At 75.2% G+C, this 23,774-nt stretch carries 21 protein-coding genes and 3 pseudogenes; 14 read left to right on the forward strand and 10 right to left on the reverse strand.

The window, feature by feature from the left end:
- The first annotated feature begins 40 nt into the window (after positions 1–40).
- Positions 41–2,836: a cation-translocating P-type ATPase gene (locus I6A81_RS36775; protein WP_307875160.1), complete on the forward strand. Its 2,796-nt coding sequence runs from the start codon at positions 41–43 to the stop codon at positions 2,834–2,836.
- Here the strand turns inward: I6A81_RS36775 and I6A81_RS36780 are convergent.
- Positions 2,812–3,534: a DUF4232 domain-containing protein gene (locus I6A81_RS36780; protein WP_203006016.1), complete on the reverse strand. Its 723-nt coding sequence runs from the start codon at positions 3,532–3,534 to the stop codon at positions 2,812–2,814. The two genes, I6A81_RS36775 and I6A81_RS36780, sit on opposite strands and share 25 nt — an antisense overlap.
- 201 nt (positions 3,535–3,735) lie before the next feature.
- Positions 3,736–4,461, reverse strand: a complete 726-nt coding sequence (locus tag I6A81_RS36785) for a TetR/AcrR family transcriptional regulator (protein WP_203006029.1) — start codon at positions 4,459–4,461, stop codon at positions 3,736–3,738.
- Positions 4,462–4,914: 453 nt separating this feature from the next.
- On the opposite strand from I6A81_RS36785, the gene I6A81_RS36790 reads away from it, so the two are divergent.
- The gene (locus I6A81_RS36790; protein ID WP_203006017.1) at positions 4,915–5,829 is read left to right on the forward strand and encodes a proteasome assembly chaperone family protein; all 915 of its coding nucleotides are present in this window, start codon (positions 4,915–4,917) and stop codon (positions 5,827–5,829) included.
- A gap of 144 nt (positions 5,830–5,973) precedes the next feature.
- Here I6A81_RS36790 and I6A81_RS36795 read toward each other — a convergent pair whose 3' ends face one another.
- Positions 5,974–7,140, reverse strand: a complete 1,167-nt coding sequence (locus I6A81_RS36795) for an epoxide hydrolase family protein (protein WP_203006018.1) — start codon at positions 7,138–7,140, stop codon at positions 5,974–5,976.
- A gap of 302 nt (positions 7,141–7,442) precedes the next feature.
- Here I6A81_RS36795 and I6A81_RS36800 point away from each other — a divergent pair, with 302 nt between their 5' ends.
- The 3 genes and pseudogenes from I6A81_RS36800 to trxA all read left to right on the forward strand — a co-directional run bounded on the left by I6A81_RS36800 (position 7,443) and on the right by trxA (position 9,466).
- A complete protein-coding gene (locus I6A81_RS36800; protein WP_203006019.1) occupies positions 7,443–8,327 on the forward strand; it encodes an LLM class flavin-dependent oxidoreductase in 885 nt (294 codons plus the stop codon).
- Positions 8,328–8,438: 111 nt separating this feature from the next.
- Positions 8,439–8,816 (forward strand): annotated as a pseudogene (locus tag I6A81_RS36805) (MerR family transcriptional regulator); the annotation flags it as partial.
- Between the two features lie 179 nt (positions 8,817–8,995).
- Complete coding sequence (gene trxA, locus I6A81_RS36810; RefSeq protein WP_238438389.1) at positions 8,996–9,466, forward strand: thioredoxin; 471 nt, start codon at positions 8,996–8,998, stop codon at positions 9,464–9,466.
- Positions 9,467–9,520: 54 nt separating this feature from the next.
- On the opposite strand, the gene I6A81_RS36815 is transcribed toward trxA, so the two are convergent.
- Entirely contained in the window at positions 9,521–10,117 is a 597-nt protein-coding gene (locus I6A81_RS36815; RefSeq protein ID WP_238430384.1) for a GNAT family N-acetyltransferase, read from the reverse strand.
- A gap of 448 nt (positions 10,118–10,565) precedes the next feature.
- Between I6A81_RS36815 and I6A81_RS36820 the strand changes: the two genes are divergently transcribed.
- The 4 genes from I6A81_RS36820 (at position 10,566) to I6A81_RS36835 (ending at position 14,892) form a co-directional block, all read left to right on the forward strand.
- The gene (locus I6A81_RS36820; protein WP_203010445.1) at positions 10,566–11,726 is read left to right on the forward strand and encodes an inorganic phosphate transporter; all 1,161 of its coding nucleotides are present in this window, start codon (positions 10,566–10,568) and stop codon (positions 11,724–11,726) included.
- Between the two features lie 70 nt (positions 11,727–11,796).
- Positions 11,797–12,090, forward strand: a complete 294-nt coding sequence (locus I6A81_RS36825) for a hypothetical protein (RefSeq protein WP_203006021.1) — start codon at positions 11,797–11,799, stop codon at positions 12,088–12,090.
- A 126-nt stretch (positions 12,091–12,216) separates the two neighbouring features.
- A complete protein-coding gene (locus I6A81_RS36830) occupies positions 12,217–13,959 on the forward strand; it encodes a DUF4139 domain-containing protein (RefSeq protein WP_238430388.1) in 1,743 nt (580 codons plus the stop codon).
- A 93-nt stretch (positions 13,960–14,052) separates the two neighbouring features.
- Complete coding sequence (locus I6A81_RS36835) at positions 14,053–14,892, forward strand: mycofactocin-coupled SDR family oxidoreductase (RefSeq protein WP_203006023.1); 840 nt, start codon at positions 14,053–14,055, stop codon at positions 14,890–14,892.
- A 154-nt stretch (positions 14,893–15,046) separates the two neighbouring features.
- Here I6A81_RS36835 and I6A81_RS36840 read toward each other — a convergent pair whose 3' ends face one another.
- A complete protein-coding gene (locus tag I6A81_RS36840; RefSeq protein ID WP_307875161.1) occupies positions 15,047–16,000 on the reverse strand; it encodes an extracellular catalytic domain type 1 short-chain-length polyhydroxyalkanoate depolymerase in 954 nt (317 codons plus the stop codon).
- A 437-nt stretch (positions 16,001–16,437) separates the two neighbouring features.
- On the opposite strand from I6A81_RS36840, the gene I6A81_RS36845 reads away from it, so the two are divergent.
- Positions 16,438–16,968, forward strand: coding sequence for a VOC family protein (locus tag I6A81_RS36845; RefSeq protein ID WP_203006025.1), 531 nt, complete (start codon positions 16,438–16,440; stop codon positions 16,966–16,968).
- 180 nt (positions 16,969–17,148) lie between these two features.
- On the opposite strand, the gene I6A81_RS36850 is transcribed toward I6A81_RS36845, so the two are convergent.
- Entirely contained in the window at positions 17,149–18,396 is a 1,248-nt protein-coding gene (locus I6A81_RS36850) for a serine hydrolase domain-containing protein (protein ID WP_238430389.1), read from the reverse strand.
- A 177-nt stretch (positions 18,397–18,573) separates the two neighbouring features.
- Positions 18,574–18,777, reverse strand: coding sequence for a hypothetical protein (locus tag I6A81_RS36855; protein ID WP_238430391.1), 204 nt, complete (start codon positions 18,775–18,777; stop codon positions 18,574–18,576).
- 220 nt (positions 18,778–18,997) lie between these two features.
- On the opposite strand from I6A81_RS36855, the gene I6A81_RS36860 reads away from it, so the two are divergent.
- From I6A81_RS36860 to I6A81_RS36870, 3 genes and pseudogenes are all read left to right on the forward strand, one after another.
- Complete coding sequence (locus I6A81_RS36860) at positions 18,998–19,642, forward strand: C40 family peptidase (RefSeq protein ID WP_407661439.1); 645 nt, start codon at positions 18,998–19,000, stop codon at positions 19,640–19,642.
- 92 nt (positions 19,643–19,734) lie between these two features.
- Positions 19,735–19,914 (forward strand): annotated as a pseudogene (locus tag I6A81_RS46440) (hypothetical protein); the annotation flags it as partial.
- A gap of 139 nt (positions 19,915–20,053) precedes the next feature.
- Positions 20,054–20,299 carry a DUF2630 family protein gene (locus tag I6A81_RS36870; RefSeq protein ID WP_203006027.1) on the forward strand — a complete coding sequence of 82 codons (246 nt, stop codon included), beginning with the start codon at positions 20,054–20,056 and terminating at the stop codon, positions 20,297–20,299.
- 50 nt (positions 20,300–20,349) lie between these two features.
- Here the strand turns inward: I6A81_RS36870 and I6A81_RS36875 are convergent, their stop codons facing one another.
- The 3 genes from I6A81_RS36875 to I6A81_RS36885 all read right to left on the reverse strand — a co-directional run bounded on the left by I6A81_RS36875 (position 20,350) and on the right by I6A81_RS36885 (position 23,391).
- Positions 20,350–20,910, reverse strand: coding sequence for a GPP34 family phosphoprotein (locus tag I6A81_RS36875; protein ID WP_238430394.1), 561 nt, complete (start codon positions 20,908–20,910; stop codon positions 20,350–20,352).
- 134 nt (positions 20,911–21,044) lie between these two features.
- On the reverse strand, positions 21,045–22,715 hold the full coding sequence (locus tag I6A81_RS36880; RefSeq protein ID WP_203010444.1) for a sensor histidine kinase: 1,671 nt from the start codon (positions 22,713–22,715) through the stop codon (positions 21,045–21,047).
- Entirely contained in the window at positions 22,708–23,391 is a 684-nt protein-coding gene (locus I6A81_RS36885) for a response regulator transcription factor (RefSeq protein WP_203007522.1), read from the reverse strand. The genes I6A81_RS36880 and I6A81_RS36885 overlap by 8 nt, the downstream gene beginning before the upstream one ends.
- 121 nt (positions 23,392–23,512) lie before the next feature.
- Between I6A81_RS36885 and I6A81_RS36890 the strand changes: the two are divergent.
- Positions 23,513–23,774, forward strand: a pseudogene (locus tag I6A81_RS36890) (DUF1800 domain-containing protein); the annotation flags it as partial.

Consider the following 23,774-nt stretch of genomic DNA (forward strand, 5'->3'; position numbering starts at 1 on the left):
AGATGTGAATACGAGACAGGGCGGGAACCGTCGGTGGGCCGTGAACGGCCACGCGGCCGGCGCGATCACCCGGGCGGCCGGCGGCTGGATGACGCTGGCTGGCTCGGGCGCCCGCCGCTATGTCGCCGCGGTCGCGGCGGACCTCACCGACCCGCTGGTGCCCGTGCTGCTCGTGGGCGCGGCGGCGAGCGCCGTCCTCGGCTCGACCACCGACGCGCTGCTCGTCTCCGCCGTGTCCGTGGCGAACGCCGCGATGAGCGGCGCGCAGCGGGCGCACGCCGAGGGTGTGCTGGCGCGGCTGATCGAGCGGAACGTGCTGCTGGCGCGGGTCGTGACCGACGACGGCGTCCAGGTGCGCAGGGCCGACACGCTGCGGCCCGGCGACGTCGTCGAACTAGGCGCGCAGGACGTGGTGCCGGCCGACGCGCGGCTGCTGCGCGCCGACACGCTGGAGGTGGACGAGGCGACGCTGACCGGGGAGTCAGCGCCGGTGACCAAACGCGTCGAACCCACCCCGGCCGCCGAGCTCGGCGACCGCGACTGCATGGTCTACGAGGGCACCACGGTGCTAGCCGGCACCGCCAGGGCCGTCGTCGTGGCGACCGGGGAGGCCACCGTCGCCGGCCGGGCCGCGGTCGTGGCCCAGGCCCACTCGGCCGGCGCCGTCGGCGTGCAGGCCAGGCTCGGCGAGCTGACCCGGCTCGCGCTGCCGCTGACGGGACTGTCCGGGCTCGCGGTCGCGGCGCTGGCCTCGCTGCGCGGCGCTCCGGCCCGATCGGCGCTCGGCTCCGGGGTGGCCGTCGCCGTCGCCGCGGTGCCGGAGGGACTGCCGCTGGTCGCGACGGTCGCCCAGGTCGCCGCCGCCCGCCGGCTCGCGAGGCTCGGCGTGCTCGTGCGCTCCTCGCGGGTCGTGGAGGCGCTCGGGCGCGCCGACGTCGTCTGCTTCGACAAGACCGGCACGCTGACCGAGGGCCGGCTGGTGCTGCGCGCCGTCACCGTGCCCGACCCGGCCGGCCGGTGGCGGGCGGCGCCCATGCCGGCGCCGGGGACGGCCGCCGGGCACGGCGGGCCGACCGGCGCGGGCGCGCGGATCCTCGCGGTCGCGGCCGCGGCCTGCCCGGCGCCGGAAGGCCGGGTGGCGCACGCGACCGACCGGGCGGTGCTCGAGGCCGCGGCGGGGCGGCCCGAGCTGGCCAGCGCGCTGACGGGCGAGCGGGTGGACGAGATCCCGTTCGAGACCGCGCGGGGCTACGCCGCCACCCTGCTGCGCACGCCCGACGGGCCGGTGCTCGCCGTGAAGGGCGCCCCCGAGGTGCTGCTGGGCCTGGTCGAGCTGGACGCGCCGCGGCTCGCGGCGGCCCGGGCCGCGGCCGGCCGGCTCGCCCGTCAGGGCCTGCGGGTGCTGGCGGTCGCGGAGTCGTCCCCGGGAAGCCGGCCGGAGTCGGCCGGCGACCTGAGCTCCCTGCGCCTGCTGGGCTTCGTCGGCATCGCGGACACGCCGCGCCCCTCGGCGACGCCGGGAGTGCGTCGCCTGCTGGACGCCGGGCTGCGGGTCGTCGTCGTCACGGGTGACCATCCGGTGACCGCCGCGGCGATCGCGCGGGAGGTCGGCGTCCCCGACGCCGACCGGGTGGTCACCGGCGCGCAGCTCGAACGGCTCGGCGACGAGGGCTACGCCGCCCAGGTCGGCGCCGCCTCGGTGTTCGCCCGGCTCTCGCCGGAGCAGAAGGTGCGGCTGGTCACCACGCTGCAGCGGCTGGGGAAGGTCGTCGTGATGACCGGCGACGGGACGAACGACGCCGCCGCGATCCGGGCCGCCGACGTCGGCGTCGCCGTGCGCGGCCGCGGCACGGCCGCCGCGACGGGCGCCGCCGACCTGCTGCTCACCGACGCCGAGGTGACCCGGCTGGCCGACGCGGTCCTCGAGGGCCGGCGGATGTGGCGCTCGGTGACCGACGCGGTGTCGGTGCTCGTCGGCGGCAACGCCGGGGAGGTCGCCTTCACGCTGCTGGGAACGGCGATCGCGGGGCAGGCGCCGTTGCGCCCACGGCAGCTGCTGCTGGTCAACCTGCTCACCGACATGGCGCCGGCCATGGCGCTCGCCGTGCGCTCGCGGGAGGACCTGCACGGCGGTCCCGGCGAGTCCCGGCCGAACGGCGGGCCGGACGCGGTCTCCACCCGGTGGCTCACCGGGTCGCTGCGCCGCATGCTGGTGGTCAGGGGCGCGACGACGACCGCGGGCGCGACGCTGGCCTGGCTGGTCGGCCGGTACACGGGCACGCCGCGGCGCGCGTCGACGATGGGGCTGCTCGCGCTGGTCACGACCCAGCTCGGCCAGACGCTGATGCTCGCCGGCCGCGACCCCCTGGTGATCGTCACGGCGGTCGCGAGCATGCTGGTGCTGGCGGTGCTGGTCCAGACGCCGATCCTGGCGCGGCTGTTCGGCTGCCGCCCCGTCGGCCCCGTCGGCTGGTCGGTGGTGCTCGCCTCCGCGACCCTCGCGACGTCCGCCGCCTGGCTCTACGAGCGTCGCCGCCGCCGCTCGCTCGCCCCCGCCCGGCCCGAGCCGCCGGCGCGGCGCGGCGTCGCCGCCGCCACGCCGCGTTCCGTGCCTGCCGGGCGGGGTGCCGAAGCGGGCGCGCCGCGGGTGCCGGTGGGTCAGGCGGCCCAGCCCCGGCGCGCCGCGGCGCCGCTGTCGCCCAACGGCCGGTCGCCCGGCCAGCCGCTGGGCGCGCCCGCGCTCGGGCGCCTGCTGGCCGCCTGGCCGTCTGCTTCCGTGCTCGCCTCCGGGCCTGTCTCCTGGCGGGTCCGTCAGCCGGTCACGGGCGTCACGTAGCTGGCGGGGTAGGCGCTGTCGCGTTGGTCGACGACCGGGCCGCCCGGCCAGTCCAGCCGCACGGGGTCACGGTCGTCCGGCGGGGTGATCAGCAGGTATCCGGCGTCGAACGCGGGCGCGCCCGCGGGCGCGGCCGCCGTCGGCAGGAAGACCAGGACCGCGTCCGCGCTGCCGCCCGGCGGGAGCTGGACGCTGTCCGGCGGGGCGGACGCGCGCCGGGGCAGGTCGTAGACCTCGCCGGCCGCCGTCACGAGCGCCGCGCCCGGGTACCCGTACATCGCGCAGGCCGCCGGCCCGTCGTTGGTGAAGGTCACGACGGCCGCGAACTGGGTCGTCCCCGGCGCGAGGGACGCGACCTCGACAGGAGGTCGGAGCGTGACGATGAGAGTGGCTCCGGTGCATCGCGGGGGCCCGGCCTCCTCGCCGTCGCGGCCGGCCGCCGCGCTCGCGCCGCCCGCCGGGCCTGTCGCCCTCGTGGTGCCCGCCGCGGCCGCGCCGGGGCCGGTCGGGGTCGCGGTGGCCGCCAGCGCGACGGGCCTGGCGGTCGGGCTCGGAGTGGACACGTCGACGGGGAATCCCTCCGACGAACCTGACCGCGAGCAGCCGGCCGAGCCCAGCGCGGCGGCGGCCGCCAGCGCCGCGACGGTGTGGACCGCGGCCAGGGCCCGGCCGTGCCGGCCGGCGGCGAGCGGGCGCATCGTGACTCCCCAGGCATCGGGCCGCCCGCGGGCAGGGCGGCTGCCCAGGGAGTATTCGGCGCGTCCGGGCCACTTCCCGGCGGGCGCGGCACCTGGGCGCCGGCCGCGTGCGCGACCGGCCGGTGACGTCCGCCATCGGCCCGTCCGGGCCGAACCACCCACTACGCCCGGTACGGGACCGTCGGTCAGGCGCCCCGTCGGTCAGGCGCCGAGGAGGCGGTCCAGGCCGGCCTCGAACTGGTCGTCGAGGTCCGCGTGCAGGTACGGGGCGACAGCGGCCAGCTCCGGGTAACGGCTCCGGGACGGGTTGACCGTCGGCATCGGCGCTCCGACCCGGTCGGCCGCCAGATTCTCGGCGAGGTGGCGTGCCTCGACGAGGGAATGGCCGACGACGAAGAACAGCAGTGTCTGCCAGGCCGCCGCGGCCTCGGCCGCCGACCGGCCGGTGGCGCGCAGCGCGCCGACCGCGTGCTCCATCCGGTCCCACCACGAGCCGGTGCCCGGCGGCTGGCGCAGCACCGACGGGGCGAGCGTCGGGTAGCGCAGCAGCTGGCGGCGCAGCTGGCGCAGGCTGTCCCGCAGGTCCGCCGCCGGGTCGCCGGTGGCGGGCAGTGGCTCCTCGCCGCGGATCATCTGGTCGGCGAGCGCGTCGAGCAGCTCGTTCTTGTTCTGGAAGTGCCGGTAGATCGCGGTCGGGTCGACGCCGAGCCTGGCGCCCAGCGCCCGCATGGACAGCGCGTTCACCCCGCCGATGTCGACGATCTCCCGCGCGCTGTCCAGCAGCACCTGCCGGGACAGCGTGCCCCGTGGCGTGCGCCGCGCGGGCATGGCGGTGACGGTCACCCGCCCGCCGGCGCCGCCCGTGCCCGGCTCGTCCAGGTCCCGGCCCGCGGGCTCCTGGTCAGCGGACTCCTGTTCAGCGGACATCGCCATCCCTCGTCACTCCCCGCCCGTCCCGATCGCTGACACTGTAGACAACGACGTTGACAGCCCGCCCGCGATCGACCAAAGGATCATGGTCGATCGCGGTACGCCCCCATCCCCGAGAGCGCAGACTGTCCGGTAGGAATGGATCGACGGCACCGCCGCTTGCACCTTGATGGGCGTGCCCGCCGGACCCGGATCGCGAGGGGCTGGGCGGGTCCGACCGCGACGGGCCGTGCGTCGGCGACATGCCGGCATGCCCGGCTCGCCTCCGAGGGGAAGCCCTCGGGCGCGGCGGCGTCATGCGGGCAAGGAAGGACTATGCCGGCAGTGGCGGCGCGGTGGCAAGTCCGCGACGTGACAATGTGGTGACGGCGAAGCCGTCACGGTGGCAGGACCCGGCCCCGGGAGGCACGCCTCCGCGGGCCGCTGGAAGGCACGGGGAGGTCTAGGCCCATGCTCGACCCGAGTGAGCTCTACCAGGTCAACGGCGACCTGCCCGACCTTGGCCGGCCGGTGATGCTGGAGGCGATGACGGGGGTCGTCGACTCCGGCAACGCGGTGCGGCTCGCGAGCGAGCACCTGCTGACCACGCTGGAGCACGAGGTCATCGCGACCTTCGACATCGACCTGCTGCTGGACTACCGCTCCCGGCGCCCGGCGATGACGTTCGTCGAGGACCACTGGGAGCACTACGAGGACCCGACGCTCGCGCTGTACGCGCTGCGGGACCGGGCGGACACCCCGTTCCTGCTGCTCGCCGGCCCGGAGCCGGACCTGATGTGGAAGCGGTTCACCCTGGCGGTCCGGGAGCTGACCCGGCGGCTGAACCTGCACCTGGCCGTCGGCCTGAACGCGATCCCGATGGCGGTGCCGCACACCCGGCCGACCGGGCTGATCGCGCACGCCACCCGCAAGGACCTCATCGCCGGCTACGAGCCGTGGGTCCGCCGGGTCCAGGTGCCCGGCAGCGCCGGCCACCTGCTGGAGTACGAGTTCGGCAAGGAGGGGCGTGACGCGATGGGGCTGGCGGCCCTCGTGCCGCACTACCTCAACCAGACCGACTTCCCGCAGGCGACCGAGGTGCTGCTGACGTCGGTCTCCAAGGCGACCGGTCTCATGCTGCCGCTCGACGGCCTGCACTCCGCCGCGGCGGCGGTGCGTGGCGAGGTCGACCAGGAGCTGGCCAAGGGCGGCGAGATGGCCGCGCTCGTGCACGCGCTGGAGGAGCAGTACGACGCCTACAAGCGCGGCAAGGAGACCGGTGGCCTGCCCACCGTCGAGGCGGGCGACCTGCCGACCGCCGACGAGCTCGGCGCCGAGCTCGAGCGCTTCCTCGCCGAGCAGGCCGAGCCCGACGGCCCAGCCTGACCCTGACCGGCCCTGGTCCGCCCTGATGTCCGACCTGACCCTCGGGCCGGCCCGTGGACAGTCCACGGGCCGGCCCGTCCGGTCTGGGTGGACCGGTCCGGATGGCTGGGCCCCGACCGGCGCGGGCCGGGAACGGCGGATCGGTCAGCGCATGGTGCGCAACGCGCGGCGGACCTGGTCGGTGAACAGGGCTGGCTGCTCGAAGGCGGCGAAGTGGCCGCCGCGCTCGGGCCGCTCATAGAAGCGCAGGTCGGTGAGGCGCTGCTCCGCCCAGCGCCGCGACGGCCGGAAGATCTCGCCGGGGAACATCGAGACCCCGGCCGGCACGTCGATCCCCTCGCCGCCGAACGCGCCGGCGCCGCCGCCCGACCGGCCCACCCCCGTCTCCCAGTACATCCGCGCCGACGACGCGCCGGTGGCGGTCAGCCAGTACAGGGTGATGTCGTCGAGCATCTGGTCGCGGGTGAGCGCGGTGTAGGGGTCGCCGTCGTGATGGGTCCAGGCCCAGAACTTCTCGGCGATCCAGGCGCACTGGCCGACAGGCGAGTCCACCAGCCCGTACCCGAGCGTCTGCGGCCGGGTCCCCTGCTGGGTCGAGTAGCCCAGGCCCCATTCCAGGTGCGTCGCGCCGGCGGTCAGCGCCGCCAGCTCCTCCTCCGTGAAGGAGGCCGCGTCGGCGCCCGAGCCCGGCCCGACGACCAGGAAGTTCAGGTGGATGCCGACGAGGTGCTCCCGGTCGACCGCGGCGAGCGCGGTGGTCACCGCCGAGCCCCAGTCGCCGCCCTGCGCCGCATAGCGGTCGTAGCCCAGCCGGGCCATCAGCGTGGCCCACGCGGCGGCGGTGCGGGAGACGCCCCAGCCGGTGCCGGTGGGGCGGCCGGAGAAGCCGTACCCGGGCAGCGACGGGATGACGAGGTGGAACGCGTCCGCCGGCTCGCCGCCGTGCGCCGCCGGGTCGGCCAGCGGGCCGATGACGTCGAGGAACTCCAGCACCGAGCCCGGCCAGCCGTGAGTCAGCAGCAGCGGGAGCGCGTCGGGGTTGGGGGAGCGGACGTGCAGGAAGTGGATGTCGAGGCCGTCGATCGTCGTGACGAACTGGTCGAACGCGTTCAGCCGCGCCTCGCAGCGCCGCCAGTCGTAGCCGTCGGCCCAGTAGGCGCACAGGTCGCGTAACCACTCCAGCGGGACGCCCTGGCTCCAGTCGTCGACCGTCTCCTTCTCCGGCCAGCGAGCGGTGACCAGCCGCCGCCGCAGGTCCGCGAGGTCGGACTCGGGGATGTCCGCCTTGAACGGCGCGATCTCGGTACTCATCCGATGGCTCCTCCGGGGTCTGGCGCGCCGGCGCCGCCTGGCGTCGGCGGGCCATCGCGGTCGCTGCTGGGCGAGGCGGCGCGACGACGACGCGGCGTCCGCGACGATCGTTGGCCGGTCGGCGGTCGCGCCACCGGCCCAGGCTTCAGCATGGAGGTTGATCTCGGTGCGATCCATCGGTGAGTAGATGTATCCGTGAGCCCGGCTCTTGGCTGGTCGGCGCGGGCGCCGTCCGTCCGTGGCCCGTCCACCTGCCCGTCGCGGGTGGCGCGGCCCGGTAGGGCCGTGGTTGGTTACGTAGAATGGAGTTTCATCTCTACCTCCCACAAATGCGCATGACGATGCCCGAGATCGTCGAGCGGGCCCGTAACGCCGAGCGGGCCGGGTTCGCCGGGATCGGGCTGATGGACCATCTCGCGCCGCCCCAGTACATCCAGGGGACGATGTACGAGGCGATGAGCACGGCCGGCTGGATCGCCGCCAAGACCGAGAACCTCAAGGTCGGCCATCTGGTGCTGTGTGACATGTTCCGTCACCCGGTGGTGCTCGCGAAGCAGGCCGTGACGCTCGACCACGCCAGCGAGGGCCGGTTCGAGCTTGGGATCGGCTGGGGCTCGGTGCCCGCCGAGCTCGGCCGCTACGGCGTCGGCTCCACGACGCCGAAGGTCCGGGTCGAGCGGATGGCCGAGACCCTCGCCGTGCTGCGCCTGCTGTGGAGCGGCGAGCAGGTCAGCTACCAGGGCGAGTTCTTCCAGCTGAACGAGGTCATGGCCCATCCGGTGCCGACCGCGCCGATCCCGATCACGATCGGCGGCACCGGCCCGCGCACGCTCGAGCTCGTCGCCGAGTACGCCGACTGGTGGAACCTGCAGATCAACAAGATCGTGGAGCTCGAGCGGCTGCGTTCGCGCGCCGGCAAGGCGCGCGTGTCGATCCAGCAGCTGATCACCGTCGTCCCGCCGGGCGCGACCGAAGCCGAGCGCGACGAGATCCTCACCACCGCGCAGCGCCGCTTCGGCCAGATGGGTTCGAACGGCGGCCTGGTCGCCGGCACGCCCGCCGAGCTGACCGCCCACTACCGGCGGATGACCGACCAGGGCATCGACCGGACCTACGCCTGGTTCACCGACTTCGCCAAGCCCGCCACCCTTGAGGCCTTCGCCGAGGTCATCGAGAACCTCCGCTGACGCCGCGGTCGGATCCCCGACCCGCGGCGCCCGCGCGGAGCGCCTCAGACCGGTCGCGGGCCGGAACTCGGGCTGGCGTTGACGTCGATGGCAGGGTTTAGCGTCGAGGTCATGCGGATCGGGGAGCTGGCGCGGCGGGCGGGGACGAGCCCGCGGGCGCTGCGGCACTACGAGCAGGAGGGCCTGCTGGCCGCCCGGCGGCGGGCCAACGGGTACCGGGACTACGACGAGGGCGACCTGCGGCTGGTGGCCGAGATCAGGTCGCTGCTCGCCATCGGCTTCTCGCTCGACGAGACCCGCCCGTTCGTCGACTGCCTGCGTTCCGGGCACGACCGCGGGGTCGCCTGCCCGGACGCCGCCGCCGTCTACGAGCGCAAGATCGCCGAGATCGACGCGTGTCTGGCCCGGCTCGTCGAGGTCCGCGCCGGCCTGGCCGGCCAACTCGCCGCCGAGCTGGCGAGCCGGGCGCCCGGCGCCCCGCCGGCTCGCGTCACCGATGCGTCGCCCGGGCCGCCCGCGCCCGCCGGGCCGCCCGCGCCCGCCGGGCCGCTCGCGGTGGACGCCGCGCGCCGGGTGCCCGTCCCGTCCGCGCCGCCGGCCTGCGTCCTGTCCGCCGAGCAGACCCAGTCGGCGGCGAAGACCTACTCCCACGAAAGAGCGGATCTGTCATGACACCGGTCCACGCCCCCGCGCCGCGCGGCGCCGCCCCGAACCCGGCCGTCGCTCCCGGCCCGCCGATCGCCCGGGCCACGTCGATTCCTCAGACCATGCCGATTCCTCAGACCACGCCGGCCGCCGCGGGGACGACCGTCGCCACCGGGACGGTCGTGACCGTCACCGACGCGACCTTCGCCGAGGTCGTGCTGGCGAGCCCGGTGCCCGTTCTCGTCGACTTCTGGGCCGTATGGTGCCCGCCTTGCCGGATGATGCACCCCATCCTGGAGAAACTCGCCGCGGACTACGCCGGCCGTCTCACCGTCGCCTCGCTCAACTGCGACGAGGAACCCGGCACGGCCCTGACCTACGGCATCCTCGCGATGCCGACCTTCAAGGTCTTCCGCGGCGGCGAGCAGGTCGCCTCCGTCGTCGGGGCCCGTAGCGGCGCCGCGCTGCGCAAGATCGTCGACGACCTTCTCTGACCCGCCCACGCCGTCGCGCCGGGCGGCCACGGAACAGGATCTACCGGGTCGCCATCAGCCGGGCGCGACGTGGCCGCGGGTCTGGGTGCGGTAGGGGTGGAAGCCGCGGTTCACGTAGTTCCGGAGCGCGTTCGGGTGGTCGAGCGTCGATGTGTGCAGCCAGACGCGGCGGACCTCGTCGAGCGCCGGATGCTTGAGGTTCCAGGCGAGCCGGGCGGCGAGGGTGAGCGCGTGGCCGCCGATCCCGGCGCCCACGTACTCGGGAACGAGGCCGAACGAGATGATCTCGACCTCGTACGGTGGGTGGGCCGTCGTCTCCACGATCCCGGCGACGTCGTCGCCGGAACGCAGCAGGAAGCTCTGGTGGCGGGGGTCGGCGAACCACTCCGCCCAGGCCGGGTCCCCCCAGCCGGCGCTCGGCCAGCGGTAGGGCGCGCCGACCCGCACGATCGTCGCCCGGACCAGCGCCTCGTCGTTGGTGGCGCTCAGCGTGAGCCCGTCCGCGACGCGGCCCGCGCGCAGCTGCTCGGGGCTGGTCATCTCCAGGAAGGTGACGACCTCGCCCGGAACCGGTTCCACCACAGCGGTCCGCCCCTTCTCCGGCAGTGTTCGCGCCCCCATCGGAGTCCACCCGCCCGCTGTCTCACCCATGCCCCGACGATGCCGGCCGGCCGCTGCCCGAGGCCCGCGCCGCGCCGTCGACGGCCCTGATGTGTGCGCGGTTTCAAGATAGCCAGGCCACGGGCCGCGACGCGGCGCCGGAAGTGACAAGCCGGGGGAATGGTGGCTGCCTGGTCTCCACCGTCGGACGGCGGGTACTCGGCCAGGCGGACAGTCGTCGCCGAGGCCGGCCATGACGTGCCTGGCCGCTGGCCTGTCGCGACGTCGTCGACGCGTCGGCGTCGGCTGGCTGGCCTCGAGGATTGGTCATGCTCACGAAAGTCGATGGTCACTGTCCCGACATCTATTGGCGACGCGACGATGACAGACAGATGCGATCATGAACCATATATGAACGAACGATGGCTGTTGACGGAAGACAACGCGGACATTGGGTGCGACCGCCGTCATCGTCCCGTGCGCCAGCTACAACGGCCTTGTGGGTGACACCGCGCTGATCCTGGTCGTCGTCACGGCACTGGCCTTTGACTTCACCAACGGCTTCCATGACACGGCGAACGCGATGGCCGCCTCGATCGCGACCAAGGCACTACGGCCCAAGGCCGCCGTCGCCGTCGCGGCGTTGCTCAACCTCACGGGGGCGTTCCTGTCCCTGTCGGTCGCCGCGACGATCGCGAGCGGGCTCGTCAACACGCACCTGATCACCTTGCCCGTGGTCTTCGCCGGGCTGGCCGGCGGGATCGCCTGGAACCTGGCCACCTGGTACCTGGGCATCCCGTCCAGCTCCTCCCACGCGCTCATCGGCGGGGTGATCGGCTCGACGCTCGCGGCGGCCGGCACGGACGCGGTCAAGTGGCACGGCCTCGTCCAGAAGGTCGTGATCCCGGCCGTGCTGGCGCCCGTCGTCGCCGTCCTGATCGCGGCCCTGGGTACCTTCCTCATCTACCGGATCAGCCGCGGCGTGCGGCCGGAGACCCGCGACCGCGGGCTGCGGCTGGGCCAGGTAGGCGCCGCGTCGATGATGTCGCTCGCGCACGGCACCAACGACGCGCAGAAGACGATGGGCGTCATCACGCTGGCGCTGATCGCCAACGGTTCCCTCGCCGCGGGCGCGACCTCGCCCTTCTGGGTGGTCGTGGCCTGCGCCGTGGCCCTGGCGCTGGGGACCTACTGCGGCGGCTGGCGCATCATCCACACCCTGGGCAAGGGCCTCGTCACCATCGAGCCGCCGCAGGGGCTGGCCGCGGACTCGTCGTCCGCGGCGACCATCCTGCTGTCGAGCCACTTCGGGTACTCGCTGTCGACGACGCACGTCGCGTCCGGCTCGATCGTCGGCAGCGGGCTGGGCAGCCGGGACGGGCGGGTCCGCTGGGGCGTCGCCCGTCGGATGGCCACCGCCTGGCTGCTGACGCTGCCGGCCGCCGGGCTCGTCGGCGCGGGCTGCTACGCGATGGTCCACGGCATCGGCGGCACCGCGGGCGTCGTCGTCGGGTTCGCGGTCCTCGTCGCCGGCTCCGCGGCGCTGTTCGCGCGGTCGCGGCGCGCGCCCGTCGGCCACCGCGACCTCCACGCGGAGCCGGCCGGCCCGGACGCGCCCACGCCGGCACCCTCGACCACCGAGACCCCGGTCGCGGCCTAGCAATGGGCGCGGAGGACCCGGACGGACCCGCCCGGTCGACCCGGCGGGTCCCAGTGATGGAGGAACGGCCATGACGGCCTGGATCGACCTGGACGCCCTGTGGAAGATCGTCGTCATCGGGCTGCTGTGCGGCGCCGGCCTGCCGGCGGTGTTCGCCGTCGGGCTGCGCGTGCTCAGCCGCTCGGAGCGGCGCGCCGAGGCCGTGGCCATGGCCTCCGTGCCCGGCCTCGACGGGGCCATGACCGGCGCGGCCCCCGCCTCGGCCACGCGGACCCGTGCCGAGACGGCCCTCGCGGGGCTGTGCTTCGCCGTCATCCTGGCCGCCATCGCCTGGGGCGTGGCCTTCATCGTCGCGGGCGGCTGACCGCCGCCGCGCGCGTCGGCCTCGCCGCTCGCCGGCCGAGCGGCCGGGCGCGTCGTCGGCGACGGTGGCCGCCGCGCGCGTGACGGCCGTGCCGAAATGTCGGACCGGGCGGCTATGGTGATCAGCATGGTTGATCCGGACGCGCCGGCGCACCCGACAGCCCAGGCCGCGACGCTGGTACTGGACGCTCCGATCACGGCCGTGGTCGTCTATCCGCGGCAGGCGCGGGTCACCCGCCGAGGCACGGTCACGCTGCCGGTCGGCGTGGCCACCGGGACTGGCCAGGACGGCGTCGCGGCGCCGACCGAGCGCACGGTGACGCTGCGTGGCCTGCCGCTGGGGCTGGACCCCGACTCGGTGCGGGTCGCGGGCCGCGGGGCGGTCCGGGTGCTCGGGGTCGACGTCGCCGTCGAGACGCGGGCGCGGACCGCGGACCCGGAGCTGTCCACGCTGGAGGACGAGCTGCGCGCGCTGCGCCGGCGCGCCGGCGAGCTCGACGACGCCCGCGAGACCGAGCTGGCCCGCCGGAAGTTCCTGGACGTCGCCGCCCGCAACGGCGCCGCGTCGCTGGCCCGCGGCTGGGGCGCGCCGTCCTGGGATTCGGGGACCTCGGAGCCGGGCACGCCGGGTGACCCGGCGGTCGACGAGGCGCGCCGGCTGGCGGCCGCCGGCGCGGCGCTGGGCGGACAGCTCGCACAGCTGTACGCGCGCCTGCGCGAGATCGCGGACGAGCGGGACGAGCTGAACGGGAGGATCGCGGCGCTCACCCGCGCGCTGGAGGTCCGCAGGGGCTACCGGCCTCCCGACACCCGCGCGGTCCTGGTGGCCCTCGAACCGGCCGGCGGCGCCGATGGCGAGCTCGACGTCGAGCTCGAGGTCTCCTACCTGGTCGCCGAGGCCTCCTGGACGGCCCGGTACGACGCCCGGCTGGTCGACGGCGTGGTCACGCTCACCTGGTTCGGGATGGTGACGCAGTCCAGCGGTGAGGACTGGCCGCTCTGCGACCTCGCGCTCTCGACCGCGCGCCCGGCGCTGCGCAGCGGGCTGCCCGAGCTCACCCCCTGGTATGTCGACGTCGCCAGGCCGGTGCCCGTGGCGGCGATGTATGCCCGGGCCGCGGACGCATACGCGGGCGCGCCGCTCCCGCCGGCCGCGGCCGCGCCCGGCGGGGCTCCCATGCCCAAGGCGGCCCTGATGGCCGCATCGGTGCCGCCACCGGTCGAGCACGCCGTCGCCACCGTCGACACGTCGGGGACCGCGGCGACCTACCGCCCGCCCCGGCCCGTGCCGGTGCCGGCCGACGGCCGGCCGCACCGCACGACGCTCGCCGTTCTCCACCTGGAAGCGGAGCTGGACTACCTGACCGCGCCGAAGCTCGCGGCGGAGGCCTACCTGCGCGCGAGCGTCACCAACTCCTCGCCGCACACCCTGCTGCCCGGCCCGGTCGCGATCTTCCACGGCGCGGACTTCGTCGGGACCAGCTCACTCGAGCTCGTCCCGCCCGGCGCCGAGGTGGAACTGCAGCTCGGCGTCGACGACCGGCTGCTCGTCGAGCGCGAGCTGGTCAGCCGGGCCACCAGCCGCAAGGTCGTCGGCAATCTGCGCCGCACCGACGTCGGCTACGAGATCACCCTGACGAACCACACCCCGCGGCCCGCGAAGGTCACCGTCCGCGACCAGGTCCCGGTCTCGCGGCACGAGGGCATCACGGTCAAGGACCTCCGGACCTCGCCGGCCGTCGACGAGCACACCGACCTCGGTCAGCTCACCTGGACGGTGGAGCTCGCGCCCGGCGCCAAGCGGCAGATCGAGCTCGGCTTCCGTCTGGAGCACAACCGCGGTCTCGATCTCACCGGCTGGGCGGAGTAGCGGCCCCGCCGGGAAGCCGGCGGATCGCTCGCGCCAGGGCGGCGCCGGTGCGAGAAACATCCGGACGGGTCGGCGAGCGGTGGGAGGACAGGCGTGGCGGGACGAGTCGAGGGCAAGGTCGCGTTCATCACCGGGGTGGCGCGCGGGCAGGGGCGGGCCCATGCCGTGCGGCTCGCCGAGGAGGGCGCCGACATCATCGGGGTGGACCTGTTAGCCGACGTCGAGACGATCGGCTACCCGATGGCCAGCGCCGCCGACCTGGCCGAGACCGTGGCGGAGGTCGAGAAGCTCGGCCGGCGGATCGTGACGGCCGTCGCGGACGTGCGCGACGAGGCGGCGCTGGCGGCGGCCCTCGACGCCGGGGCCACCGAGCTGGGCCGGCTGGACATCGTCGTCGCGAACGCCGGGGTGTCCGGCACGGCGGCCGCGACGGACCAACTCGACCTGACGGCCTGGCGGACGCTGCTCGACATCGACCTGACCGGCTGCTTCCTGACCGCCAAGGTCGCGATCCCGCACCTGGTGGCCGGCGGGCGGGGCGGCTCGATCATCCTGACGAGCTCGATGCTCGGCCTGAAGGGCCAGGGCTGGATGGCGGCCTACGTCTCCGCCAAGCACGGCCTCGTCGGGCTGATGCGCTCGCTCGCGAACGAACTGGCCGGTCAGCTGATCCGGGTCAACAGTGTGCATCCGGGCAATGTCAACACCCCGATGGTGGACAACGAGTCGCTGCGCCGGATGCTGCGTCCCGACCTGGACAACCCGACGATCGAGGACGCCGCGGCCGTCCTCGGGATGCTGCACCTGATGCCGGTCCCGCTGATCGAGGCCGTCGACGTCGCCAACGCCGTCCTGTTCCTCGCCTCCGACGAGGCCCGCTACATCACCGGCGTCGCGCTCCCCGTCGACGCCGGCGCGACCGCCAAGGGTTGACCGCCGCCAGGAGCTGAGCCGGCGCGCCGGCCGCCAAGGTTCGCCCGGTGTTGACGCCCGGGCATGATCGCCGTTCTGCCCTGGGCGGGTCGTGATCTCGCCCTGTTCACGACCTCCACAGGGCACTATCGGCGATCATGCGTGGCGGTCGCGGCTAGGGGAGTTGGTGGCGGGTGAAGAACGCCCAGATCTCGGCGGTGGCGTCCAGGGAGTCAGTGGGCTCGTCGCCCCGTAGCCAGCCGCGCTCGCCGCCGGGCCAGGCGTGGCCGCCGCCCTCGACGGTGTCCAGGACGACCTCGGTGCCGCCGGTGCACGGCCCGTGGCTGGTCCGGACGACGACGCCCTCGCGGTTCTCGGTGGGAGTCGCCGGGCAGCCGTCGTGACGTACCCAGAACCCGACCGAGTCGGCGACCGACCGGTCGACCCGGTCCTTCTCGGTCGGGAACCGCTTGTCGCCGCCGGTCCCGACGCCACCCTCGTACGGGACGTTCTGATCCTCGGTGCCGTGGATGGCCAACAACGGCACCGCTCGACTGGGGGCGCACCCGTCATAGTCGAGGGCACCTGAGACGGGCGCGATCGCGGCGAACCGGTCGGCCAGGTCGCAGCCCAGTCGGTAGGTCATCATCGCGCCGTTGGAGAAACCGGTGGCATAGATCCTGCGGGTGTCCACCGGGTAGTGCGCGGCGAGGTCGTCGAGCATGGCGGCGATGAATGCCACGTCGTCGACCTGGTCGCGCTTCGCCTGCCCGCAGCACCAGCCGGCGTTCCAGGTCAGCATCGTGTCCGTGAAGCCGCCGGTGCCGTTCGGGCTCGCGACCAGGAAGCCCTCCTGGTCGGCGAGGCCGAAGAAGCCGGTCTGCTTCTCGATGTTGAGCCCGTTGCCGCCGCCGCCGTGCAGTTCGACGACCAGTGGCCGGGGCGTCGTCCCGGTGCCGGGCGGGATGTGTACCCGATAGTCCCGGGTCCGCCCGTCGACGGTCAGCGTGTGCGTGACCGTCCCGGCCGGCGGGGGTGTCCCCGCCGGCGGTGGCGGCGCCGGTTCCTCCCGGTCGCGCGGCCCACAGGCCGCGGCCGTGGCCGCCACGATGGCCAGCAGCGCCGCCACCGCGAATCTCCGAGGTGCCTTCGTCCAGCCCCGCATCCGTCGCTCGCCTTCCGTCCGACGCCCTGTCCCGTCCGGCACGCCGCACGTTCCCAGACGACGGCCAGCGGACCGTGCGCGCCAGGTAAGAGGAAGGTCAGCGCCCGGCGCCCGGTCGCCGCCGCCGTCGCCACCGGGGTGGGCGTGCCTCGGACGAGGCCGAGGAGGCGTCCGGCGTCACGCCGCCCACGGTGGCGTCGGGGGATGTCCACGGCGGTGGCGGATCCGAGGCCGCCTGGCCGGAGGCGGCCCGGGGCGGGCGGTGGCGGGTGGCGGACGGCTGGCGGCGGCATGATCTGATGGACGGATTCGGGGAACATGTTGCGCTGGCAACTAGTTTGCGTGCGTGGTGGCGTCGGGCGCGACGGCGCGCGGCCGTTCCCAGGAGCATCGGAGTGATCATGAGTAGTGACACGTCATCGGTGACGAGCACCCCGGCCGACCGCGACCTGCCCGCGCTGGAGGCGACCCGGGCCGCGCTGCGCGACACCTACCTGCGCCCGGCGGGGCAGCGGCCGGTGTCCTCCGCCCGCGGGCTGCACCACACCGCCCTGATCAGCCGCGACGTCGAGAAGACGATCCGGTTCTACCAGGGCGTACTGGAGTTCCCGCTCACCGAGCTGATCGAGAACCGCGACTACCCGGGCTCCTCGCACTTCTTCTTCGACATCGGCAACGGCAACCTGCTCGCCTTCTTCGACTTCCCCGGCCTCGACGTCGGCCCGTACGCCGAGGTCCTCGGCGGGCTGCACCACGTCGCGATCTCGGTCGCCCCGGACCGGTGGCGCCACCTCGTCGCCAGGCTGGAGGAGGCGGGCGTCGAGCACGTGATCCACTCGGAGGTGTCGGTCTACTTCCGCGACCCGGACGGCGCCCGCCTCGAGCTGATCGCCGACCCGCTCGGCGAGATGTACGGCACCAAGGTGCTCTGAGCCCGCCGCGTCCCGCGCGTCCGCGAGGGGCCGGGCAGCGGCCGCGTCCTCGGAACCGGCCTCGGCCCGGCGGCCGTGGGAGCGCCGCGGCGGTCCGCGTCGCGGAAGGACCCGCGGGACCGGGAAGCGCCGTGGGAACGGAAAGCGTCGGAAAGAGCTGCGTCGCCGGAAAGCGGAGCGTCAGCCGACGGGGCCGGTGACGGCCTCGGTGACGACCCGGCTGGCCTCGGCGGGGCCGAAGGTGGGCGGCGTGGGGGTGACCTCCGGGGTGCCGAGGCGGACGACCACCGTGCCGGAGCCGGGGTCGACCTGGACGACCTGGTTGCCCAGGCCGATCGCCCAGAACATGTCGTCGGGGGCGGCGGCCACCAGCTGGCCGCGCACGGCGGTCTGGTCATCGACCTGGGAGAGATCGGTCGCGGCGCGGGGGTTGCCGATGACCCCCTCGTGGTTGAGCCACCACAGGTAGCCGTAGGCGGCGTTCAGCTCGGTGGACGACGTCGCGGTCGCCGCGCGCAGCCAGTCCGCCGAGACGATCTGCTTGCCGTGCCAGGTGCCGCCGGACAGCGCGAGCAGCCCGAAGCGGGCCAGGTCGCGGCAGGTGGACGTGACTCCGGCGTACGTCTGCGCGTTGCCCGCGCTGTCGTGCCCCATGGAGGTGTGGGCCATGCCGAGCGGGCCGAACAGCCGGTCCTCGGCGAACGCGGCCGGATCCTGGCCGGTGGCACCCTCGAGCACCTGCTGCAGCGTCTGGATCGCCGAGTTGTTGTAGGCCCAGACCTGACCGGGCGGGCTGGCCTGGTCCAGCCCGACGGCGAACGCGGTCTGGTCGGCGGCCCGGACGAGCTGGTTGTAGTCGATGTCGACGCTCCAGCGCCGGCCGGAGGAGTTGCTGAGCAGGTCGCGGACGGTGACGACCTCCGACGGCGTGCCCTTCCAGGACGGGATCCACGTCGACGCGCTCTCGCTGATCTTCAGGTCGCCCTCGTCCTGGGCGATGCCGGTGAGCGTGCTGGTGACCGACTTCGTCACGGAGAACACCTGCTGGGCGGTGTTCGCGTCGGTGCCGCGGAAGTACCACTCGCCGGCGATCCTGCCGTCACGGACGACCAGCAGGCAGTTGGACTTCCCCTGCTCGGCGGTCTTCGCGATCTCGGCGAGCGCCGCCGGGTCGAGACCGACCTTCGCCGGGTCGACCGTCTCCCACTCCGCCCCTGGCTGCTGGGACGCCGCCGCGGCCGGCCCGGCGGACGGTAACGCCGACGGCGTGTCCCGCGCCGCGTCCGCTGGTTGGCTCCCGCCGCCGCAGGCGGCTACGCCCAGGACGGCGGCCAGCGCGAGCCCGGTCGCGCCCGACCGCCCGGCCCGGCGCCGGACGCGGTGCGCGTCCGGCCGGACATGACGGGAGCACTGCGACCTGCGGCGCATCAACGACCTCACGGGCAGTCAGGGTTATGTGCGCCCGATCGTCGCATCCCTACGTCAGGACGGCGTAAGGAATCCGCAAAATCGTTGCATGAGGAAACCGTTTGCGTTCGATGGTTGGCCGGCCCGCGGCACGGCCCCCGCCGAAGACCCGGGGGCCGTGCTACGCGGGGCCGCGGGCTACGACGCCTCGGGGCGGGCCCGCCGGCCGGCGGCGCTGGTGGACCCGGAGGAGCCGTTGGACGACGGCGCCGTGTCGCTCTCGGCGACGCGGGCGCGCAGCCGCTCGCGGATCTCGTCCGGCGTGTAGGAGCGCCGCGCCCGCTCCGCGCGGGCGACCATCGCGCCCGTCGCCGCCACTCCGACGACCCCGGCCAGTCCCATTACCTTCCACCAGCGCATACCTCAGGCTAGACGTCGCCGCGGGCGGCCAGCAGCCAAAGCGGTCAGAGCGCCGGTGGCCGGGCAGGCCGCCGGCGCGGGCGTCGCGGGCGCCCAGGCCAGCCGGTCATCCCCGCTCCGCCGCGCCGCCCGGGCTGATCAGGTCTTTCCCAGGTCCGCCCAGCGGGGAGCAAGGTCGTCCTAGGCTGAACGCATGTGTGCCATGCCGGTCAGTCTGGACGCCGCCGTGGAAGCGAGTCGTACCGGTGATCTCTGGCTCTTTCGCGGCCGAACCCCCGCGGACCGAGCCATCCAGACGTTGACGAACAGCCCCGTCAACCACGTCGGAATGGCGGTCGTCATCGACGACCTGCCGCCGATGATCTGGCACGCGGAGCTCGGCAGATCGCTGCCCGACCGGTGGACCGGGGACCGCCATCGCGGCGTGCAGCTGCACGACCTGCGTGACGCGGTCCAGGTCTGGGGCCAGCGCTACAGCCAGCGGGCCTGGCTGCGCCAGCTGGAGCCCGAGGTCTCGCGGGAAGCCGAGGACGCGGCGCTGCGGATCGTCGCCCGTCTCGACGGCACCCCGTTCCCATCGACCGCCCAGCTGGCCGGCCGCTGGCTGCGCGGCCGGTGGCCCGGCCCGCCGAGCCCGGGAGCGCTCCCGGATCCGCGAAAGGGTCCCCACGGAATCCGGGAGGCGGATCTGCCACGCCGGCGATCGGGGAGGCCCGGGCCGAGCCCTGGTTCGCCGCCTTCCCCTGGCGTGCCGGGCCGGGCGACTCTCGCCCGCCGGCCGCCGGCCCGGCCGGGCAGGAGACGGTGGCCGAGCCGCAGGGCCGCTGGTCGCGGCTGCGGGACCTGACCAGGCTCACCGGCGCGGGCCGGGTGGCGGACCGCCCGCCCGCCGACCGCCGGGTCGAGCCCGAGCCGCCCGTGGACGACGAGGAACGGCGCGCCCTGGAGACGGCCTACTGCGCCGAGGTCGTAGCGATCACCTACCAGGCGATGGGGCTGCTCGCCCCGGGGCGGCGGCCGAACTGGTACGACCCGGGCAGGTTCTGGAGCGGCGACGAGCTGCCGCTCGCCCCCGGGTTCACGCTCGGCGCCGAGATCTCCGTCGACATCTTCGGCTGAGGGCGTCCTCGTCCGGCCGGGTCTGGGAGGGTCCTACCGGGTCCGGCTGGCGGCCTCGCGGATCGAGGCAATCGGCTGTCGGCGCGCCGGCCGCGCTCGGGCCATCGTCAGCGGCTCGGCGCCGTGGTTGGGTGACCCCATGGATGAGAAAGGTGTTTTCTCGCAGATCAACGCGCTCGTCGCCGAGGAGCGCGAGCTGCGGGCCAGGCGGGCCGGCGGCCAGATCGAGCCGGAGGCCGAGCTGGAGCGGCTCCGCCAGGTCGAGGTGTCGCTGGACCAGTGCTGGGACCTGCTACGGCGGCGGGACGCGCTGCGCCGCGTCGGCCGCGACCCCGACGAGGCCCGGCCCGCCCCGATCAACCAGGTCGAGGGCTACGTCCAGTAGCCGTGAGCCCGGCCACCGGCCGGACCCGGCCGGTGTGTGCCAGGGGTAGGTCAGTCTCGCGCCGCGAGGGCCAGCGCCGGCGGGCCGGCGAGCGTGGCGAGCTCGGCGATCCGTTCGGGCCAGGTCGAGCGCTGCCGGGCGCTGACGAGCGTGATGACGTCGCCCGCCGCGCCGAGCGCGACCAGCGCGGCCAGCTCCCGGGACACGTCCGGGGTCGCGATCTCGCCGCGCAGTGCCCGTCCGACCGCGCGGTTGAGGACCCGAACGGTCTGCCGGTCCGGCGGCGAGACCGACACGGTGGTGCGCCCGCGCCGCGGCAGACCGTCGGGCCGGGGGCCGAGGTCGACCCAGCCGGCCTTCGCGAGCTCCGCCCGGACGATCCGGACGGCGCGCCGCTGGTCGTGGGAGATCCAGCGGGCCCAGGTCCGCGGCGGCCCGGCCCACGCCTGCCGGAGCACCAGGGACGACAGCCAGTCCATCGGGCGCTCCGTGGCGGCGGTCGACTCGACCGGCACGACGAGGCCGCGGGTATCCGTGACCAGGCCGTCGTGGAGGAGCTGGGTCAGGGCCGCGGCCCGCAGCGTCCGGCCGAAGCCAGGGACGCGGTACATCTTGCCCCGTTCAAGATTGAATGCCAGCAAATACAGCTTTGCCGGCAAAGACGGGGGAAGGCTGCGATCCACACCGAAAAGTCTTCCAGCGCGGGGCCGGTCGGCGTGTTTCGCCGTCGTGTGACTCGTGTCGGCTATCCAACAGATCCGATCCGTGGGGCGGCCGGAGCGCCGGCGGACGGCGCGCCCGCGTCGGGCGGCGCGCCCACGAGCGGCATCCGGACCGCGAACGCGGCGCCGCCCTCCGGCGCGGTCCTGGCCTCGGCGAGCGCGCCAAGCCGGGCGGCCAGCCGGGCGACGAGCGCGAGCCCGAGCCCGGTGGAGACCGGCCGCAGACCGCGGTAGCGCTCGTAGAGCGCGGACCGCTCGAAGGCGACGGCCAGGTCGTCCCCCGTCAGCCCGGGTCCGCCGTCGCGCACCTCGACGACCGCGACGCCCGCGTCAGCGCCGCTCGCGAACGCGTCACCCGCGGCCGGTTCCGCGGTGGCCGGTTCGCTCGTGGCCGGTTTGCCGGCGGCCGGGAGGCGGCCGGCGTGGCCGCCGAGGCGGTGGGCCGGGGGCTCGGCGCGGACGGCGAGCACGATCGGCGCGCCCGCCGGTACGACGCGCAGCGCGTTCTCGGCGAGGCCGTCGACGATCTGGCGCAGCCTGGCGGCGTCGGTGACGGCGACCACCGGCCGGCCGTCCGGCGGGAGCTCGACGCGCAGGTCGACTCCCTCGGCGGCGCAGCGGCGCCGCCAGACGTCGGCGGCGTCGGCGACGACCCTGGCCACGTCGACGGGCGCGAGGTCGACGTGGAAGTCGTCCGCGTCCAGGCGGGCGAGGTCCAGCAGGTCCTGGACAAGCCGGTCCAGCCGCAGGGCCTCGTCGAGGATCACCCGGCCCGCGTCGGCGGCCCCCGTGGCGGGCGTCACGCCGTCGGCCAGCGCCTCGGCGAAGCCGCGGACCGCGGTCAGCGGGGTGCGCAGCTCGTGCGAGACGGACAGCAGGAACTCGCGCTGGCGGTGCTCGCTGGTCGCCAGCGCGCCGGCGAGCCCGCCGAGCGCGTCCGCGACCTCGGCGATCTCCTTGGGGCCGCCGGCCGGCAGCGCGAGCGCGCCGTCGACGTCGCGGCCCCCGTCCGCGAGCTCGCCCGCCGCCGCGGCCAGCGCCCGCAGCGGGCGGGCGAGCCGGCGCGCCAGCAGCAGCCCGACGGCGGTGGCGGCGGCGAGCGCGACCAGGCAGGCGACCAGCAGCTTGCGGGCGACCTCGGAGGTCACCTCCTGGGCCTGCGAGGCCGGCTGGGCGAGCAGCACGGTCGCGCCGTCGGACAGTGGCCGGGCCGCGACGACGACGCGGCGGCCGACGGTGGTGCGCACGATGGCGGTCCGGTGCGTGCCGGCCAGCCGGCGCAGGGTGGCCGGCGACAGGGATGGGACCCACCGCCCGCCGAAGGGGCCGACGGTCGTGCGCACCGTGCCCCCCGGTTCCAGGACCAGGAGGCTGACCTGCTGGGAGCCGATCACGCGGGCGGCGCTGGCGCGCAGCTCGGCGGTCGCGGCCGGCTGCTCGTAGAGCGCGACGACCAGGTCGGCCTGGCGGCCCAGCGCCCGGCGGGCCTGCGCGTCGCCGACCCCGCCGAGCTGCCCGAGCAGCACCGCCCCGGTGACGAGGACCGCGAGCAGCGCGACCGCCGTCGTCGCCAGCGCCGTGCGCCGCCCGAGCCCGCCGCCGCGCCCGGGACCGCCGCCACGGTCGAGTCCACCGGCCCGCCGAAGCCGGCCGCCGGTGACCCGCCGGCCCGGGCCCGCCGGCCGGTCAGCCATCGGCGGTGTAGCCGACGCCGCGGACCGTGCGGATCGGGGAGGCCGCGCCGAGCTTGGCGCGGACCTGCGCGACGTGGACGTCGACGGTACGGGTGCCCGCCGCCGCCTGGTACCCCCACACCCGCGAGAGCAGCCGTTCCCGGGTGTGGACCAGCCCCGGGCGGTCGAGCAGCGCCGCGAGCAGGTCGAACTCGGTGGCCGTGAGCGTGACCGGCTCGCCGGCGGCGAGCACGTGGCGGCGGTCGAGGTCGATCTCGACGGCACCGGCGCGCAGCGTGCGGGTCGCCGGCCGGGCCGCGGCAGGCCCCGCCCGGCGCAGGACCGCCCGCAGCCGGGCGACCAGCTCGCGCGGCGAGAACGGCTTGACGAGGTAGTCGTCCGCGCCGAGCTCCAGGCCGAGGATCCGGTCGACCTCCTCGTCGCGGGCGGTGACGAACAGGACGGGCGTCCAGTCGTCCTCGGCGCGCAGCGCCCGCACCACGTCCCGGCCGTCCATCCCCGGCAGCCGGATGTCGAGCACGACCGCCACCGGGGCAAGCGCGCGCGCCGCCTCGAGCCCCGCCGCGCCGTCGTGCCGGACCTCGACGCCGAAGCCCTCCCGGGTGAGATACAGCCTGATCAGGTCGCAGATGTGCGGCTCGTCCTCGACGACCAGTACGAGCCCTGACGTTCCCACCTGCCCAGTGTGCGGCCGGCCCCCCTCGCGACGGCCCGCCGGTGGGCACCGCCGCCTTTCTCTTACCGTCCTCGAACATCGCGGCCACGACGCCCTGACCGCCGGCTGGGACGTTGTCCCCATGGCTGCTTCCCGCGCGGACCTGGCGTTCCTGTACCGGCGCGCCGCGTTCGGCGCGCGGCCCGCGGAACTCGACGCGGCGGTGGCCGCCGGGTACGAGGCGGCCGTCGACGGCCTGCTGGGCGCCCGGGCGCTCGGCGGTGACGGCACCGCCGCCGAGCCGCCGCCGGTTCTCGCATCGCCGCTGCCGCCGCCCCCGGCGGCGGGGCCGGGGCGCGGCCGCCCCCGGGGGGCCCGGGGCGCCGACCAGCGCCCGGGGCCCG

It is taken from the genome of Frankia nepalensis, from assembly GCF_016786325.1.
GTDB classification, from domain to species: Bacteria; Actinomycetota; Actinomycetes; order Frankiales; family Frankiaceae; genus Pseudofrankia; species Pseudofrankia nepalensis.